This is a genomic window from Nostoc sp. NMS8 (assembly GCF_017115045.1).
In the GTDB taxonomy this organism is placed as follows: domain Bacteria; phylum Cyanobacteriota; class Cyanobacteriia; order Cyanobacteriales; family Nostocaceae; genus Nostoc.
Window position 1 is genome coordinate 32,266 of record NZ_JABXKK010000129.1, and the last position, 17,498, is coordinate 49,763.

Sequence of the window (17,498 nt, forward strand, 5' to 3'; positions counted from 1 at the left end):
TTTAAGATTTTATGCAATTATTTTCGGTCATGATAAAAAACTAAAATGATCAAATCTAACTATTTTGCTGATGCCTTAATCAAGGATAGACCAATTATAAAAACAGTAGAGCCGATGTGTAAAGCGAAAAGTCTCAATATTATTCTGTTAGGCCCTAGCTTACTCCAGCAGGGTGGCATTTCCAATTACGAGAAGATTTTTTTGGAGTATGCTCCTTCTGAAGTTAATATATGTCATATTATTACTCACGAAGAAGGAGATATAGCAATCAAAATCGTGGTATTTTTGAAAGCTATATGGAAATTTGTTTGGATGCTGCTAATGGAAGAAGTTGATATTGTTCAACTGGAAATTTCACAGCGCGGCAGCATTTTACGACAAGGAATTATGATATTTTTAGCTTGGATATTTCACAAGCCAATAATTTTACATGCTCATGGTAGTCAATTTCATGTTTTCTTTGCTGATCTTCCAAAATGGATACAGACTTTGCTAAGTTGGCTATTTTGCAAGTGTCAAAGATTAATTGTCTTATCAGAAAGTTGGAAAACTTTTTACATAGAAAATCTTGGTCTTAAACCCGAACAAGTTGTAGTTTTTTATAACCCAGTAAAAGTTCCTAATGAAGTTCCACAGCGTTCAGTTTCTAATCAAGTAAACTTACTTTTTTTAGGGCGGATTGGTCAGCGTAAAGGAGCATTTGACTTGATTAAAGCCTTCTCTCTTTTGCCTCTTGAAGATCAAAATAGATCAACTCTCATTATGGCAGGAGACGGAGAGGTAGAGCAAGCAAGTAATTTAGTTAAAACTCTAAATTTGGAGAATTATATAAAATTGCTTGGCTGGATAGGGTCAGGTGAACGTGACGTTCTTCTAACTCAATCAGATATTTTTGTGTTGCCTTCTTACAATGAAGGTCTTCCATTATCAATGTTAGAAGCAATGGCTTGGGAGCTACCAGTCATCGTTACACCAGTAGGAGGTATACCTGAGATAGTTACTCAATCGGAAAATGGATTAATTGTTAGTCCAGGGAATATTGAGGAATTATCAAATGCTATTAAGTCTTTAATTGAAAATGAGAATTTGAGGCTTTCTCTAGGAGCCGAGGCAAGAACAAGTGTTTTTCCTCTAGATATAAAAAAACATTGGGTTTCTTTTATGGATCTATATCACTCAGTATTGAATTAAGATGCTAGAGAAGAGCAATCTTAGAGCTTGATTGTTTTGTAATGTATGAAACCTATAACAACTTTACTCTTACTGTATAGATATGAAAATTAGCATTTTTGGTTTGGGATATGTCGGTGCTGTAACAGCAGCTTGCTTGGCAAGAGACGGGCACGAAGTCATTGGGGTAGATGTCAATCCCGAAAAAGTGGATTTGATCGCCAAGGGAGAGTCGCCTATTGTAGAGCCAGGGCTAAGTCAGTTGCTAGTTGATGGAGTTGCAGCCAAGTTAATCACAGCTACTACAGATACGGAAGCGGCGGTACTAAGATCAGATGTTTCACTGATTAGCGTTGGTACACCTCCAATGGAAAGAGGAGAACCCGATCTTACTTATGTTTGGAATGTGTGCAAGCAGATTGGGAAAGCCGCCATCCAAAAAAATGAAACACATGTAGTTGTGTTGCGTAGTACTGTCCCCCCAGGAACATTGGAAAAGTGTCAAAATCTGTTAGATAGTATCACAGGTGATAATTCTATTCATCTAGCATTTAACCCAGAGTTTTTACGTGAAGGTTCAGCTATCAAAGATTACGATCAACCACCGTACACGATTATCGGTACTGAATCTCTTGTGGCAGAAGCAGCAGTACGACAGATGTATGCCAGAGTAGATGCACCATTCACCGTAGTCCAGCCATCTGTGGCGGAAATGGTTAAATATGTAGCCAATTGCTGGCATGCTACCAAGGTGGGATTTGCTAATGAAATCGGACGAGTTGCTAAAGCTTTTGGTGTAGATGGACGGGAAGTAATGAACATCATCGTGCAGGACACGAAGTTAAATATTTCCCCTGTTTATATGCGTCCTGGATTTGCCTACGGTGGTTCCTGTCTGCCCAAAGATCTGAGTTCTTTGCTTTACCATGCAAGGAATATGGATGTACCAGTACCGTTACTAAATGCCCTCCCAACTACTAACAGCCTTCAAGTGGATTTGGCTGCCCAGCAGGTGTTACGTCTTGGTGTCAGGCAGGTTGCTGTTTTGGGATTGGCATTCAAGCCAGGTACAGATGATTTAAGAGAAAGTCCAGCGGTACTGTTAGTCAAGCGGTTGATTGGGGAAGGCTGCCAGGTGAAAATATACGACCCTGCTGTATATGAAGCTAGATTGATGGGAACCAACCTTGCCTATATCCAGAGTAACATCCCTCATTTGGAGGCTTTTCTAGTACCAAATTCCCAACAAGCTTTAGAGGGAGCAGAACTGGCAGTAGTTACACATGCTACACCAGAATTTCGCCAAGTACTACTTGAGGCTCCCAAAGAAATGCAAATTTTGGATCTAGCCGGAGTCTTTAATCAAACAAGTAAGGAGTTAGGTTATCATGGCATCGCTTGGTAGGGTACTGATTATTGTCGAGAACCTCCCCCTTCCCTTTGATCGGCGAGTATGGATGGAAGCCTCTACCCTGATCAAAGCTGGGTATGAAGTTTCGGTGATTTGTCCCAAAGGTAAAGGATTTGAACAAGAATATGAGGTAATCGATCAGGTTCACATTTATCGTCACGAAATGCCTCCTGATATCAGTTCGGTATCAGGTTATCTAAAGGAGTATGGTACAGCGCTTTTTTGGGAGTTTCGCCTTGCCCATCGGGTGTGGCAAGAGCGAGGTTTTGATATTGTCCACATTTGCAATCCTCCAGATTTACTATTTTTGGTGGCAGGATGGTTTAAGTTGTTTAAAGGTGTAAAAGTAATATTTGACCACCATGATATCAATCTGGAGATGTACGAAGCTAAGTATGGACGAAAAGATATCTTTTACTATGGACTTTCTCTGGTTGAACGATTAACCTTTGCGACAGCAGACGTAGTTATCTCAACAAATGAGTCTTACCTCTCAGTAGCACTTACCCGTGGGCGCAAAAGTCCAGAGGATGTCTTTGTTGTTCGCAGTGGTCCCGATCTTTCTCGTTTTCAACCCGTACCGCCCAACCCAGTCTACCGTAAAGGTCGAAAGTATTTAGTGGGATATGTCGGCGTCATGGGAGAACCTGAGGGAATCGATTATCTGCTGCAATCAGTGCGCTACATTGTCTATGAAAAAAAACGCCAGGATATTCACTTTATGCTCATTGGTAGTGGGCCGATGTTTGACAAGCTTCAGGCACTCTCTGAAGAGTTAGAAGTTAATGAGTTTGTAGAATTTACGGGGCGTATTCCTGATAATGAGCTTCTGGCAAGACTTTCTAGCTGTGATATATGTGCCAATCCCGATAAAAAAATGCCCTACAATGACCGTTCGACAATGAACAAGATCATGGAGTATATGGCAATGGGAAAACCCATTGTTCAGTTTGACCTTTTGGAAGGAAGGCGCTCGGCAGAGGGAGCATCTGTTTATGCTAAAGGCAACGATGTGGTAGATTTTGCCGAAAACATTCTTGAACTTCTAGAAGATACTGAGCGACGGCAAAAGATGGGAGAGCTAGGTAGACAAAGAATGGAGGAAAAACTAGAGTGGCGACATCAAATACCTAAGCTGTTAGAGGCTTATGATAAAGCTTGGCAACCTAAGTAGGAACACGATATTTTCATCTCTCGTGAAAATTTATAGTTGGAGTGATGAAGTAGGAAGGAAGAGGGTTCTAGCCCAGTTTATCTTCCTTCATATAATTTATTTTTATTATGCCAACTTAACTTGGACGGCAAATTTTTGTACTGGAATTTATTTTGGATTAGGAGGTTTGAAAAATATGGACGTTCTAAGAAGGGTAGAGACGTATGTGCGTCGAATTATGCAAATATTTTGATATTAAGAAAGCAAATTCGATATTAATCGTAAAAAATATTTAAAATAACCTGATATTAAATAGTTCATTATTGATATATGGCAATTCTTTTATGACAATCTTGTATCACATCCACTATTTAATTAACTCTTTTTTACCACTTTCAGATAAATCGACGCATTTTTGAGGATACAGCCAACGAAGATTTAAGGTTTCACTACACTTTGATGACAGAGGGTTAATTGAAGCATAAATGCAGTATGAACTATAACGGATGTGTTTTTAATAATACTCCTGTCTCCTCCTAAGTATTGGCTGTTAGATTCTTGAAACCAAAGCCTATAAATGATTTCAGGTTTTTTTACTTAAATAGTCTATACTATATGTCATATTGTAAAATAGTATCACTAGGTGTGCTTTGTAGCTAATCTGAGTAGATCAATATTGAGTTTCTCGTTTAAAACCTGTACTTTGGAAGATTTATGTCAGAAAAATCTATGGAATCTAGAGAATCTATTGATTTAGACCTTAATCATTACTTATTGATATTGAAACGATGGTGGTTACCTGCGACTGCGATATTTGTAGCTACAGTTATGCTGAGTGCGGTAGCTACACAATTTATGAAGCAATCCTATGAAGCAGAAGGAAAACTGTTATTCAAAGTTCCCTCTTTCAAAGTAGCAGGAACTAATCTTTCGCCTGGTTCCTCGGAAGGGGGAGACTCAGGAGATTTGAAACCCTTGGTAGCAACTCAAAATCCCATAAGTAGTCAGATAGAAGTTATTTCTTCCCCTACTTTATTGCAGCGGACAATAGACAAACTACAACTCAAAGACAATGAAGGTGAACCTCTGGAAATAAAAACGCTGCAAAAATCTCTGACCCTAAAAATTGTGGGTGGGACAGATGTATTGCGAATTAGCTATAGCAGCCCTAACCCCGAAGAAGCAGCGGCAGTGGTCAACACAATTATGAATTTATATTTAGACAATGATATTTCGACAAATCGCTCTGAGGCAGGAGCAACGCGTCAATTTATGGCCAAGCAACTTCCAAAAACTCAAGGTGCTGTTAATAATGCGGAAGTAGCGCTACGTATATTTAAGCAAAAGCATCAGATTGCAGATTTATCAGAGGAAACAAAGTCAGCCGTTGCGACTATCGGAAATTTAGACAATGAGATGAATACTGTTAAGGCTCAATTGGATGAAGTAAACGCCCAAACCAATGAACTGCGACAGAAAGTAGAGCTAAATTCTCGAGAAGCGATCGCAGCGAGCGCCCTCAGTCAGTCACCCGCAGTACAGGGAGTCCTTACACAACTTCAAGAGACCGAGCGGCAATTAGCAATTGAACGCAGTCGTTTCCTAGATAACAACCCTGTAGTTGTTAACCTAGAAGCAAAAAGAGCTAGTTTAAAATCTCTCCTGCAACAGCAAATTGGTCAGACTGTTGGCAGTCAAACACAAGTTCCCCAGGGTCAATTACAGATTGGAGGACTTAGACAAAGTCTGATACAAAATTTTCTCCAGTCAGAAATACAGCGCTTGGGTTTAACTCAAAGACTCTCCTCTCTATATAATTCCCGTGCTAGCTACGAACAGCGGATGAAACTCATACCCCAGTTGGCACAAAATCAGCGGGAGTTAGAACGGAAAGTTGAAGTCGCAGAATCTACCTATCAAACTTTATTGAAAAAGGTTCAAGAATTACAGTTAGTTGAGAATACAAATACAGCTACTTCCCGAATTATTGCTCGGGCTTTAGTTCCCAAAGACCCAGTATTAACTAAAAAAATAATTGTTTTGGTGCTAGGAGTGATGTTCGGTTTATTTTTTGCGACTACAACCGTACTCTTCCTCGCTATGAGAGATAGATCTCTAAAAACACTTAAAGAAGTTAGAGATGTATTTCGATATACCTTACTGGGAATTATTCCTTTATCTGTTAAAAAGGTTCGCTCTCGTTATTCCAATGCAGAATCAATATCTCAAACAATTGCCGTTAGAGATACGCCCCACTCTTTAACGAGCGAAATGTACCGGATGATTCAAGCCAATCTAAAATTCCTGAGTTCAGATAAGGTACTCAAAACTATCGTCGTAACTAGCGCAGTTCCTAAAGAAGGCAAGTCCACGGTTTCTGCTAATTTGGCAGCGGCGATCGCTCAACTAGGACGTCAAGTTTTACTAATTGATGCAGATATGCGAATTCCTTCTCAGCATCATCTCTGGCAACAAACCAATGCAGTTGGTTTGAGTGAGGTTCTTGTAGGTCAGGCTGAATTTGACATCGCTGTATCTAAGGTAATGGATAACCTTGATGTTTTAACTGCTGGAGTTAGACCTCCCAACCCACTTGCTTTGCTTGACTCGAAACGGATGGCATCACTAATTGAAAATGTCTCATCTCAATACAACTATGATTTTGTCATCATTGATGCTCCTCCCCTACTTTTAGCAGCCGATGCTTTGACTTTAAGCCAAATGACTGATGGGATTTTGTTAGTAGCTCGACCGGGAGTAATTGATTCTAACAGTGCAGCTGCTGCTCAAGAAATGCTAGAGAGATCCAGTCACAACGTCTTAGGTTTAGTTGTGAACGGTATCATTGATAAAAATGAATCTAGTAGTTATTTCAACCATGCTAAAGAATACTTTACCGATCAAGATTTGAGAAGAGAGGTTAAGCAACAAAAACGTATTCCAAACAAAAGCTCTGTTTGAAGAATTCAGAATCAATTAGTGGGGGATTCAGTCCCGCCACTTTCTTGTTTACCACTAAATCGGAGATTTAGTGGTAGTATTAAAACTATGCGATGTATCTACCAATCACACAAAATTCATACTAAATTCTGGCTTCTGAGATACTGACTTGATAAAGTAGGATTTTGTCTTGCTAGTGAACTGAAGATCATAATTGGTATATAGCGGTTATTGATTGTATGAGAACACCAAGGTTCTTGCTCTCACATCATTTCAGTAAAGTTTTTGTATCTCACTGAACTGCACACCTCTATATCATGTTTATTTAATTAGCTACAAAATAACAAGCCTGCTTCCACAGGCTTGTTATTTCATGTAACCGTATAACTCAGTTTGATATCACTTTGGGCAGATAACAGGACATGATATGCAGTTACCTATATTCGTCTGCCCCAATATCATATCCACTACCACTAGGACGAGGAGTACCTTCAAAATCAGTTGTCAAACCCCTCCAATAGTAACCTCTATTGATTGCTGGACTGCTTGATCTGATTCTAAAGTCACCATTTGAGGGATTCACAAACTGTGGATCTCCAACAACATCATGAGTACCTCTCACAACGACCACGGCACCATTGGGGTAAAGATTATAGTCATAGGTGACGTTCCTATTCATCACGTTGGTGTTCGCATTCTTGCCAGGAGAAGGATAAATAATGTTGTTTAAAATCTTGATATCAGATGAATAACCACCATAAATATCCCCCTTCCTTTTAAGTTCTGGACTTTGCTGATTCAAATATGCCGTGTTGTTGACAATATCGACATGCTCACTTTCATGGGCATGAATACCCGAACCACCATTTCTGTAGGCAATATTGTTTGCAATTAAAGTCCGTCCTTTATATGCACCATTTGTACCACTTTTTGAAATATCTACAATAATGCCATTACCATCTGTGATAGTTCCACGTTGAATCCAGGGAACATACATACGATTGTTGTAGACTCTGTTGTTGGTTATGAACATCTTGTATCCCTGGCTGCCGTCAGAATTCCAATTCTGTATGAAGGAAATGCCGCTAGTACCAAAGACACTATACCAGGAGTTATTATACACAGTGTTATTATCCACTGTCACATAATCAGCTCCGGCGACTGAAATACCAGTTCCTCCACAGTCATGCACTTTGTTGTTCAGAATCTTTACGTGATGAATACCACCACTGCGTCCCTCAAGATTTATGCAGTTTCCGTTTGTAAGCACATTTGACGAGTTACGCTTCTGACTTAATGCATAACTAAGGGTGACATTGGCATTGTTTCCTATAACCTCTAACCCGTTGATCTCAATATATGCAACTCGCTTTGCAAATCCGATACCATTCCATGTATTGTGGCGAATTCTTGGAGAATGACCAGGATAAGCTTTAAATTTAATCCAGGCGTTTGCAGTTCCAGAACGACTAATGCCTAGTACAGCCCCACGTCCGGGTGCGTTCCTGTATTCCCCGTTCAGAATCAGTACTGTGTCACCAGGTCTGGTAAGGTCTGCGGCCCTTTGAATTGTCCTAAAAGCGGATGAGGTCGTGCGTCCGCTATTTCTGTCATTTCCAGTACCACTCACATAGTATGTTGTCGCAGTTGAAACCTGGCTGATCAGCTTGCGGCTAGGTAATGGCATTTGCTGAACAGGGGATGACTGACGAACATCTTTAACTAAAGATTCTGTTATTTTCTGCCCTTGAACCAGACCTGTTAATGCCCAGGGAAGTACAAGAGATGCGCTCAAACTGAGAAAACCTAAACCATGAATCATCATAGGGAAAAATAGGGTATGTTGCAAAAACTCAATTGTCAACTGTCAGTAACTCTAGCCTTAGTCAGTAACTCAGTATTGGATACGATGTGTAACTGCTATTTGTTAAGTTTATACACGGTTTTCTAGGTTTACACCTGCGTATTTCCGCGTAAATATGGCTGAACTGCCTTTTTAGCTTGTGTTCCAAAAAAAATCAAGTATCTAGTAAAAGTACTGAAAAAGAATTATCAGTATCCAGAGTTACTCTATTAATGGGCACTAAGCAACCGCACAAATAGCGTCATTTCCAATTGCACATCATTCTACTGTGTATACGCAGTATCTGTGGTTAAGATAGTATATCTGTCATCAATTACTTAATTTACTTAAATAATTCTTATGATAATGATAATTATTTGATATTTAAAAACCAAGTCCAGAGTATGTCTTGGCGCTTAGACCTTCTTAAATATTCTCATTATCATAATCAATTCGGGTATCTATAACAAGGTTTGCAAAAGCCTATCAATGCACATTAATAATTTTTAGTGCTATTCTTAGAGTCTACCCAATTTGTCAATGAGTAATATTACTTATTTATTAATAATGGGGAATTGAAAATACAATTTTGGAAGAAGAGATGCATTCTCTGCGAGACGCTACGCATAGCAAAATCCCATGCCGTAGAGAACAATACAGTTCAGATAAGCTCAAAACACTTGTAGAGACGGCGATTTATCGCGTCTCGAAAACCAGAAATTTAAGCTTTTTAGCTTTTTTCTCTCTCACGAATGATTAAGTAGGACTATATTAATTCTTGACTATTGAGCTTTGATTAAAAGATAGTGCAATTTTAGGGACGGAGAGGGTTTGCCAACGCCCCCAATTTGCATCTATATCTTAAACTTAGAGTCCAAAGATGTTCAGAAGATTAAGGATAATACCTAGAGGCCCAGTTATAGTGTTGATGGTATCACCAGTCTTAGCGGCACCAGATCGGTTAACTACTACAACATCATTATTGCGGAGTATAGGATTAGTTTGCTCATTAATCCCAGCGGAGAAATCTACTTTTACTATACGTTTAGTGACAGAACCATTAGGATTGAGGCGAATTAAATCGACAGCATTACTACTAGCTCTGGCATCATTAAATCCGCCAGCAGCGAGTATAGCTTGATTTAAAGAGCTATTTGGCTGAACATCTGTTAACCCTGGTCTTTTAACTTCACCTACCACACCAACTTGAATGCGTGTAGGAGACAAAGTAGTTGTAGCTAATTGAGTAGCTTCTGCGGGGTTAATTTCAGTTGCCGTTGGAATAACAATCGTATCTCCGTCTTGTACAATGATGTCTTGATTGGCATCACCGCTTTGCAATAGTTGCCAAAGATTAATATCTATAGCTTGTTCTGAGCCAGTTCTTGTCGGTCGGCGTAGCCTGAGATTACGAACATCAGCCTGTGCTGTAATTCCCCCAGCTAGTTGAATTACCCGCGTCACATTTGGTAGACCTGTAGGGCTGGCAGCACCACTGTTATTGGTTGCGCCCGCCTGGTTATCTGTGTTGCCTGGGGTGACAAGATACGAACCAGGACGGTTAACTTCACCAATAATTGTTACTGTGCGGGGTGTAGTTTGGCTAGCAGCAAAGTTGGCTGAAAATAGATTGCGGGATTCTGCTATGTTGAAGTTAGTTGCTGTTGGCACAACTATGGTGTCTCCATCCCGCAAGGTAATATCCTGTGATAACGTGCCTGTTTGAATGAGTTCCTTCAAATTAACAGTGACGGTTTGCTCCGAGGAACGTCCTGTTTTACGGCGTAATTGAACTTGAGTGACATCCGCAGCTAAAGTCACTCCTTGCGCTGTTGTTAATGCAGCTAAAACTGTAGGGTATTGTACGCCTGGATTATTGCCGGCGCCTCCACTCAAGCTCAGAGTGTAAGCTCCGGGACGTGTCACCTCTCCGGCAACGAAAATATTGATGGGACGAGGTGATAACAGATTAACTGAGATCAAGGGACGTTTGAGGAAGCGAGCATATCTTCTAGCAATTTCGTCAGAAGCTTGTTCAGTTGTTAGTCCGAGGACTGACACACTACCAATTAAAGGTAGGTTAATTGCTCCACCTGGGGGGACTTGGTATTCACCTGTATATTCAGGTACTTCAAATACATTTACACGAATGAGATCGCCACCACCTAATAAATAGTTAGTATCTATTTGTGTTTGTATGCTTGGTGATGGTGTAGTTGGTGGTAATGGTTGTCCCTGAGCGAGACTAGCAGATGACACAGCGGCATTGAAAGCAGTTAACAGAGCCATACCCACAGATGGCTTAATTAGGAACTTAGACAAACTTTTGTTAAGCATATTTACCTGAGACTATGAAACTACAATCAATAAAGTACTGTCTAAACATTTTTATTTTGACTATACCTAAGTATTCAAGTTCCCCAACACTCTTATTTTCCTAGAAAAGTGTGATTTTCCGGAATAAATTTGTTTATTGAATTTGAATTTTTAGTGAAGTTAACTTAAAGTTAATGCTGTTTGAATAGAGCAATTCTCAAAAAGTATAAAACTTACGCATTTAAAGCCAGTTTATAAAACCAATTATCTTTTCTCCAATCAAGCACTTATGAACAAGATTTATTGCTAGAAGTCAATTTTATGACATTGAAACTGTGATTTTAAATCTACTATCAGCAGCCAGGGAGTAGTAAAATTATGAATAACTTCATTAATTAAGTCCAAATAAACTTACAAAAAGGTCGCAATTTTATTTTTTGTGGGTTGGATTGAGCGAAGATCAACTCAAAAAAGCAGAAAGTTTGGGTTGAGTTCTTCAAGTCATCCGATAATTTACTATTTGTCAACAAGACTAACTAATTAAGCGAGTTATTTCTTCTTTGGATTTGTTGAATAAAAAATTCTTCTAGGGAGTGTCGCGACAAGTTCATGGCAATAATTTTGCCCTCCATAAGACGGAGACTAGCAAGAAAATCATAGTAATCATCTTGTAGTGTACCGTGCCAGGAACCATCAGGCTCAAAGATGAGAGTGGGTATCCATTTTTTGAGAATTTCCCCATCACCACCTTGACCTTTGATTTGATATGTGTCGTTTTTGCCTAAGAGTTCATGGAGGGAACCAGAGCAAATTAGTTCACCTTGAGCGAGGATGGCAATGCGATCGCAAATCTGTTCTACTTCACTCAGAACATGGCTATTAAAAAAAATCGTCTTACCAGCGGCTTTAAGTGCCAGAATAATTTCCCGCATTTGGTAGCGCCCCACCGGATCAAGCCCAGACATAGGTTCATCCAGAAAAACTAAATCTGGCTCGTTAATTAGCGCCTGTGCCATGCCAACACGCTGTAGCATTCCTTTGGAATAACGACGTAGGAGCTTTTTACGGGCGTCGGCTTGGGATAAACCGACTAATTCCAGCAGTTGGGGAATACGTTGGCGTTGGACACTTTGGGGAATTTGGAATAAACCAGCGGCTAGCTGTAAAAATTCCCAGCCAGTGAGATAGTCATATAAATAGGGATTTTCTGGTAGATAGCCAATATGTTGCTTAACAGTGCGATCGCCTATTGGCTTACCCAACAACGATCCTCGTCCAGAGGTGGGATGAATAATTCCCAGCAACAATTTTAAAAGGGTGGTTTTACCAGCACCATTTGGACCTAGCAAACCAAAGGTTTCGCCTTTGTAAACCGTTAAAGAACAGGTTTTGAGAGATACGACTTTTTGATTTAGCCAAAAACCAGTGCGATAGACTTTTCGCAACTCAGAAGTTAGGACTACTGGTGGAATGTCTATCGTATTAATTTGAGAATTAGAGTCATCTGCAACAGACTTCATCTCCGTTAAATTACTATTTATCAGCTTGATATTAATTAGAAGTTACCCGTTAGGCTGATAATAACCATCAACTGCTGGTATGTCAATTATTGGGGAGTGGGGAATAGAAAGATGAGGCAGAAATCAATTCAAAATTAAAGAACTTCTGCCTTCTACCTCCTCTTTCCCAATGCCCAATACCCATTTCATAGAACGCCCTTAGAACTAGGAATTACGCCAGCACGACGGGGGTCTATTTCTACAGCTAGCCGGGTTGCTCTTGCAAAGGCTTTAAATGTCGCTTCAATGATGTGGTGGGAATTCATACCATCCAGTTGCCGGATGTGCAATGTCATTTGGCTATGGTTCACTAAAGCTACAAAAAATTCTCGTACCAGTTGGGTGTCATAGGTTCCTACCCGCTGAGTAGGAATTTGCAAGCCGTAGCTAAGGTGAGGCCGTCCAGAAAAGTCTAGCGCTACCTGAACTAAGGCTTCATCCAGTGGTGCAAGAAAATTACCAAAGCGGACAATGCCTTTTCTGTCGCCTAGTGCTTGGTTCAAAGCTTGCCCTAAAGTAATGCCGACATCCTCGTTGGTGTGATGATCGTCAATTTCCCAGTCTCCCTTGGCTTGGACATCTATATCAATCAGCCCGTGGGAGGCAATTTGATGCAACATGTGATCCAAAAATGGAATGCCTGTTGCTGCTTTGCAAGTTCCTCTACCATCCAAATTGATGGTAACTTGGACATTAGTTTCACCAGTGGTGCGGTGAACAGTGGCAATCCGAGGGGTTTCAGTTAAGCGATCGTAGTTTGAATTAAGTTGACGATTGGTTGTTTGCATAGGGAGTGGAAAGAGTTAAAAGTTAGGAGTTATGAGTTAGGAGTTAAAAATTTATAACTCTTAACTCCTAACTCCTAACTCCTAACTTTATCGCGTCACATTCCCATAATTTCATATCCTGCATCTACATATAGAATTTGTCCGGTAATGCCACTGGACAAATCACTGCACAAGAAGGCCGCAGCGTTGCCGACTTCTAACTGAGTGACGGTGCGTCGTAGGGGAGCTACTTCTTCTACATGATGAATCATATCCAAAATCCCACCCACTGCTGAAGATGCCAAAGTGCGGATGGGGCCGGCGGAAATGGCATTCACACGGATATTTTGTGGGCCTAGTTCGGCAGCTAGGTAGCGCACACTCATTTCTAAACCCGCCTTGGCAACTCCCATAACGTTGTAGTTGGGGATTGCTCTTACACCACCTAAATATGTCAGAGTGACGATACTACCTCCCTCTGTCATCAAAGGTTTGGCTGCACCACTTAACTGCACCAGCGAATAGGTACTGATTTCTAAGGCGGTGTTGAAGCCAGAACGAGAAGTTTGGCTAAAATCTCCACTCAAATCGTCTTTGCTGGCAAAGGCTAGGCAATGGATGAGGATATCTAACTTTTCCCACTGTTCGCGGATTGTCTCAAAGGTAGATTTAATTTGGTCTTCATCTTGGACATTACAGGGAAGAAATAAGCTGGGGTTGAGGGGTTCTACCAATTCCGCAACTTTTTTCTCCATTTTGCCGCGTTCATCCGGCAGGTAGGTAATACCCAGGTTTGCTCCAGCTTTATGCAACTGTTGAGCGATGCCCCAGGCGATCGAGCGGTTATTGGCAATACCTGTAACAAGGGCATTTTTTCCAGTCAGATTTAGCATATAAATTGTTAATGCGATCGATCATTAGGAGCATACTAGAATCTGAGGCTAATTTATCTTTGTTTTATACAGGATTTGCAAAAATGAATATTGGTAAGAGTGTTTGCTGTGAAAAAAATCTTGATTTTTTATAAAGATATTCTCAAGATATCTTTATTTGTTCTTCAAAAAACCTTTTGAATACAGCTATTGGAACTACTTATCAACAATTAGTAGCTGAAAGGATCAACAATTATGTATCATTATAAACAAAGAGCTATGAAGAGATTAGTTGGAGTATAGGAAAGTACAGAAAGGTTGACGGTGCTTTATTCTTTTTTCAGGTGTATTCTTAGGTAATGAGTTTTTGTTTTTCCGGCATTGGGTAGGGGAAGGGAGATGATCGTGACACAAGATAAAGCCCTAGCAAATGTTTTTCGTCAGATGGCGACCGGGGCGTTTCCGCCAGTTGTGGAAACGTTTGAACGCAATAAAACGATCTTTTTTCCTGGCGATCCTGCCGAACGAGTTTATTTTCTTTTGAAAGGTGCTGTTAAACTTTCCAGGGTGTACGAGGCAGGAGAGGAAATAACGGTAGCGCTGCTGCGAGAAAATAGTGTTTTTGGTGTATTGTCATTGCTGACAGGAAATAAATCGGACCGGTTTTACCATGCGGTTGCATTTACTCCCGTGGAATTACTGTCGGCACCAATTGAACAGGTAGAGGTAGCACTCAAGGAAAATCCCGAATTATCAATGTTAATGCTGCGAGGTCTGTCTTCGCGAATTTTACAAACGGAGATGATGATTGAAACTCTTGCTCACCGAGATATGGGTTCTCGGTTGGTGAGTTTTTTATTAATTCTTTGTCGAGATTTTGGCGTTCCTTGTGCAGATGGGATCACTATTGATTTGAAGTTATCTCATCAAGCGATCGCAGAAGCAATTGGTTCAACTCGTGTTACCGTTACCAGGCTACTGGGAGATTTGCGTGAGAAAAAGATGATTTCTATCCACAAAAAGAAGATTACTGTGCATAAACCTGTTACTTTAAGTAGGCAATTCACATAAAAACAATGGGAGAATGGGGAGTCGGCACGTGTTGTGTTTTGAAAAATGACACTAATAGCTAGAGGTAAATCTAAAATTGAATAATTTCAGCTATTGCCAATTCCCATTTCTTTCCAGACAATGCTTAAAAGTAGTAGGCTGTATCTGGAAGGATTTCGGTAGCTAAAGATGACCACCGGATACATCCTCATCGCTGCAATTTTAATTCTGGGAGGCGTAATTGCAACCGTGGGCGATCGCATCGGCACACGAGTTGGCAAAGCGCGCCTCTCACTTTTTAATCTACGTCCAAAAAACACCGCCGTAGTGGTAACAATTTTTACGGGTGGTTTGATTTCCGCATCAACCTTAGGGATTTTATTTGCTGCCGACGAAGGCTTACGAAAGGGAGTCTTTGAGTTAGAGGATATTCAAACAGACCTCAGACAGAAGCGGGAACAATTAAAAACCGCAGAAACTCAGAAAAGTCAGGTAGAGGGTGAGCTAAACCAGGCTAGAATTGCCCAAGCAAAGGCACAACAAGACTTGCAGGCAATTAACCAATCCTTGCAGGCGGTCAATGCCAAACAGAGGCAAACACAAGCCCAGTTGAACCGCACCATCAGTCAACAAGCTCAAACCCAAACTCAACTCCAACGCACTCAAGGTCAGCTCAATCAGGTTGTAACTCAGTACCAAAAAGCCATAGCTGAATTGCAAAGCGTTTATAACCAGAGAAAGGAGTTACAGGCGGCAGTTGAGTTATTGAAGACAGAACGTCAACGATTGTATGCGGAAGCGAAAAAAGCCATTGACGAAGCCAAAACAGCGATCGCAAAACGCGATCACGAACTTGCTAATCGTCAACAAGCCATCCAACAACGCGATCAAAAAATTTCTCAGTTGGATCAACTAATTCAAAAACGTAATGTCGAAATTACCGCGCGAGAGCAAGTAATTGCCAAACGGGAATCGCGCCTCAAAGAATTGGAAGCACAACAGGAGCAACTAGAACTAGAAGTTGCCAGGCTGGAAAAATATTATCAATCCTACCGCGACCTGCGTCTGGGTAAGCTGGCCTTAGTTCGTGGTCAAGTTCTATCTGCTGGTGTAATTCGCGTTACCCAACCTGCTGCTGCTCGTCAGGCAGTGATACAACTTTTACAAGAAGCCAATCGCAACGCCAGCCTGGAGTTAAGCGAGCCTGGTGCAAATCCTGCAAATGTCGAGCTACTGCGCGTTACCCAGGATAGGATTGAGCAATTAAGCAAACAGATTGGCGATGGTCAAGAATATGTGGTGCGAATTTTCTCGGCTGGTAATTACGTCAGAGGAGAAAAGCAGATAGAATTTTTCGCCGATACAGCCAGAAATCAACTGGTTTTTTCAGAAGGCGCGGTACTAGCCACGACTACTGCTGATTCCCAAACCATGACATCTTATCAGTTACAGCAGCGGCTAGAAATACTGATTTCTGCTTCCCAATTTCGTGCCCGTAACGTGGGGATTGTCGAAAATGTGCAAGTAGATGGGACTTTTCTACGCTTTATCACCCAGTTAAGACAGTACAATCAGCCATTGGAGATCAAAGCGATCGCGGCAGAGGACACTTATACAGCTGGGCCATTGAGAGTAAAATTAGTAGCAATAGTCAACGGAAAAATTATTTTTAGTACTTAAAAGAGAATTCAGAATTGAAAAGTCAGAAGTTCAGAGAGTCAGAATACAATTAGTGGGAGATGAGCGCGGAAAGTCACAAGCGGCGGCTGACGCCGTAGACATCATAACTTTCCAAGACAGACTCGCCACCAATTGATCCTGAATTCTGAATCCTGAATTCTTATTTTTAATTTCTTATGAATTTTCGTGAATTTTCACCAACGCAACCAGTGATTTTGGGGTTTGATCCAGGTCGAGATAAGTGTGGTTTAGCGGTGATGGGACTGGATCGGCAACTGTATTATCATGAGGTGGCGCTAGCAAAAGAAGCGATCGCTACCATTGAGACACTACGTCAAAAATTTCCCATTTCCTTAATGGTTATGGGCGACCAAACTACAGCCAAGCAGTGGAGACAGCAATTATATCAGGAATTGATAGAACCGCTGAGTATCATTTTAGTGGATGAGCGTTATACAACCCTAGAAGCACGCGATCGCTATTGGCAAATGTTCCCACCCACAGGGCTAATAAAGTTATTGCCAAAGGGTCTGAGACAGCCACCAAGACCCATAGATGATATTGTTGCCATTCTTTTAATTGAAAGATACTTAAATCGCCTTACTGAATCAGCAGTCAATCAATTTTAGATTTGGAATTTTGGATTTTGGATTGAAAATCAATTTTAGATTGAAGAAAAAATTAGGACTTACGCATTGACAAAAAGAATCATCTATGGAGTCTAGATAATGCCATCA

Annotated in this window: 12 protein-coding genes; 7 read left to right on the top strand and 5 right to left on the bottom strand. The window is 40.8% G+C overall.

Features of this window, described 5'->3' with window-relative positions:
* Positions 1–45: 45 nt before the first annotated feature.
* The 4 genes from HWQ39_RS33970 (at position 46) to HWQ39_RS33985 (ending at position 6,695) form a co-directional block, all read left to right on the top strand.
* Positions 46–1,191 carry a glycosyltransferase family 4 protein gene (locus tag HWQ39_RS33970; protein WP_292854688.1) on the top strand — a complete coding sequence of 382 codons (1,146 nt, stop codon included), beginning with the start codon at positions 46–48 and terminating at the stop codon, positions 1,189–1,191.
* An 82-nt stretch (positions 1,192–1,273) separates the two neighbouring features.
* Positions 1,274–2,575, top strand: coding sequence for a nucleotide sugar dehydrogenase (locus HWQ39_RS33975; protein WP_292854691.1), 1,302 nt, complete (start codon positions 1,274–1,276; stop codon positions 2,573–2,575).
* The gene (locus HWQ39_RS33980; RefSeq protein WP_292854694.1) at positions 2,559–3,755 is read left to right on the top strand and encodes a glycosyltransferase family 4 protein; all 1,197 of its coding nucleotides are present in this window, start codon (positions 2,559–2,561) and stop codon (positions 3,753–3,755) included. Before HWQ39_RS33975 ends, HWQ39_RS33980 begins: the two co-directional genes overlap by 17 nt.
* Positions 3,756–4,448: 693 nt before the next feature.
* The gene (locus HWQ39_RS33985) at positions 4,449–6,695 is read left to right on the top strand and encodes a polysaccharide biosynthesis tyrosine autokinase (protein ID WP_292854697.1); all 2,247 of its coding nucleotides are present in this window, start codon (positions 4,449–4,451) and stop codon (positions 6,693–6,695) included.
* Between the two features lie 412 nt (positions 6,696–7,107).
* Here the strand turns inward: HWQ39_RS33985 and HWQ39_RS33990 are convergent, their stop codons facing one another.
* From HWQ39_RS33990 to fabI, 5 genes are all read right to left on the bottom strand, one after another.
* Complete coding sequence (locus tag HWQ39_RS33990) at positions 7,108–8,538, bottom strand: choice-of-anchor Q domain-containing protein (protein ID WP_292854699.1); 1,431 nt, start codon at positions 8,536–8,538, stop codon at positions 7,108–7,110.
* A gap of 846 nt (positions 8,539–9,384) precedes the next feature.
* Positions 9,385–10,854, bottom strand: coding sequence for an SLBB domain-containing protein (locus HWQ39_RS33995; protein WP_292854702.1), 1,470 nt, complete (start codon positions 10,852–10,854; stop codon positions 9,385–9,387).
* Positions 10,855–11,369: 515 nt separating this feature from the next.
* On the bottom strand, positions 11,370–12,353 hold the full coding sequence (locus HWQ39_RS34000; RefSeq protein WP_292854704.1) for an ABC transporter ATP-binding protein: 984 nt from the start codon (positions 12,351–12,353) through the stop codon (positions 11,370–11,372).
* Positions 12,354–12,538: 185 nt separating this feature from the next.
* On the bottom strand, positions 12,539–13,180 hold the full coding sequence (gene hisB / locus HWQ39_RS34005; RefSeq protein ID WP_292854705.1) for an imidazoleglycerol-phosphate dehydratase HisB: 642 nt from the start codon (positions 13,178–13,180) through the stop codon (positions 12,539–12,541).
* A gap of 95 nt (positions 13,181–13,275) precedes the next feature.
* Positions 13,276–14,052, bottom strand: a complete 777-nt coding sequence (gene fabI, locus HWQ39_RS34010; RefSeq protein WP_292854708.1) for an enoyl-ACP reductase FabI — start codon at positions 14,050–14,052, stop codon at positions 13,276–13,278.
* Between the two features lie 378 nt (positions 14,053–14,430).
* On the opposite strand from fabI, the gene ntcA reads away from it, so the two are divergent.
* The 3 genes from ntcA (at position 14,431) to HWQ39_RS34025 (ending at position 17,390) form a co-directional block, all read left to right on the top strand.
* On the top strand, positions 14,431–15,102 hold the full coding sequence (gene ntcA, locus HWQ39_RS34015; RefSeq protein WP_292854711.1) for a global nitrogen regulator NtcA: 672 nt from the start codon (positions 14,431–14,433) through the stop codon (positions 15,100–15,102).
* 168 nt (positions 15,103–15,270) lie between these two features.
* Positions 15,271–16,761 carry a DUF3084 domain-containing protein gene (locus HWQ39_RS34020; protein ID WP_292854714.1) on the top strand — a complete coding sequence of 497 codons (1,491 nt, stop codon included), beginning with the start codon at positions 15,271–15,273 and terminating at the stop codon, positions 16,759–16,761.
* 176 nt (positions 16,762–16,937) lie between these two features.
* On the top strand, positions 16,938–17,390 hold the full coding sequence (locus HWQ39_RS34025) for a resolvase (protein WP_292854717.1): 453 nt from the start codon (positions 16,938–16,940) through the stop codon (positions 17,388–17,390).
* Positions 17,391–17,498 lie beyond the last annotated feature (108 nt).

Bases quoted from the DNA above. Each gene is read 5' to 3' on its own strand.
- HWQ39_RS33970 (WP_292854688.1), top strand. From the start codon at position 46: ATGATCAAATCTAACTATTTTGCTGATGCCTTAATCAAGGATAGACCA.
- HWQ39_RS33975 (WP_292854691.1), top strand. From the start codon at position 1,274: ATGAAAATTAGCATTTTTGGTTTGGGATATGTCGGTGCTGTAACAGCA.
- HWQ39_RS33980 (WP_292854694.1), top strand. From the start codon at position 2,559: ATGGCATCGCTTGGTAGGGTACTGATTATTGTCGAGAACCTCCCCCTT.
- HWQ39_RS33985 (WP_292854697.1), top strand. From the start codon at position 4,449: ATGTCAGAAAAATCTATGGAATCTAGAGAATCTATTGATTTAGACCTT.
- HWQ39_RS33995 (WP_292854702.1), bottom strand. From the start codon at position 10,854: ATGCTTAACAAAAGTTTGTCTAAGTTCCTAATTAAGCCATCTGTGGGT.
- HWQ39_RS34000 (WP_292854704.1), bottom strand. From the start codon at position 12,353: ATGAAGTCTGTTGCAGATGACTCTAATTCTCAAATTAATACGATAGAC.
- hisB (WP_292854705.1), bottom strand. From the start codon at position 13,180: ATGCAAACAACCAATCGTCAACTTAATTCAAACTACGATCGCTTAACT.
- fabI (WP_292854708.1), bottom strand. From the start codon at position 14,052: ATGCTAAATCTGACTGGAAAAAATGCCCTTGTTACAGGTATTGCCAAT.
- ntcA (WP_292854711.1), top strand. From the start codon at position 14,431: ATGATCGTGACACAAGATAAAGCCCTAGCAAATGTTTTTCGTCAGATG.
- HWQ39_RS34020 (WP_292854714.1), top strand. From the start codon at position 15,271: ATGACCACCGGATACATCCTCATCGCTGCAATTTTAATTCTGGGAGGC.
- HWQ39_RS34025 (WP_292854717.1), top strand. From the start codon at position 16,938: ATGAATTTTCGTGAATTTTCACCAACGCAACCAGTGATTTTGGGGTTT.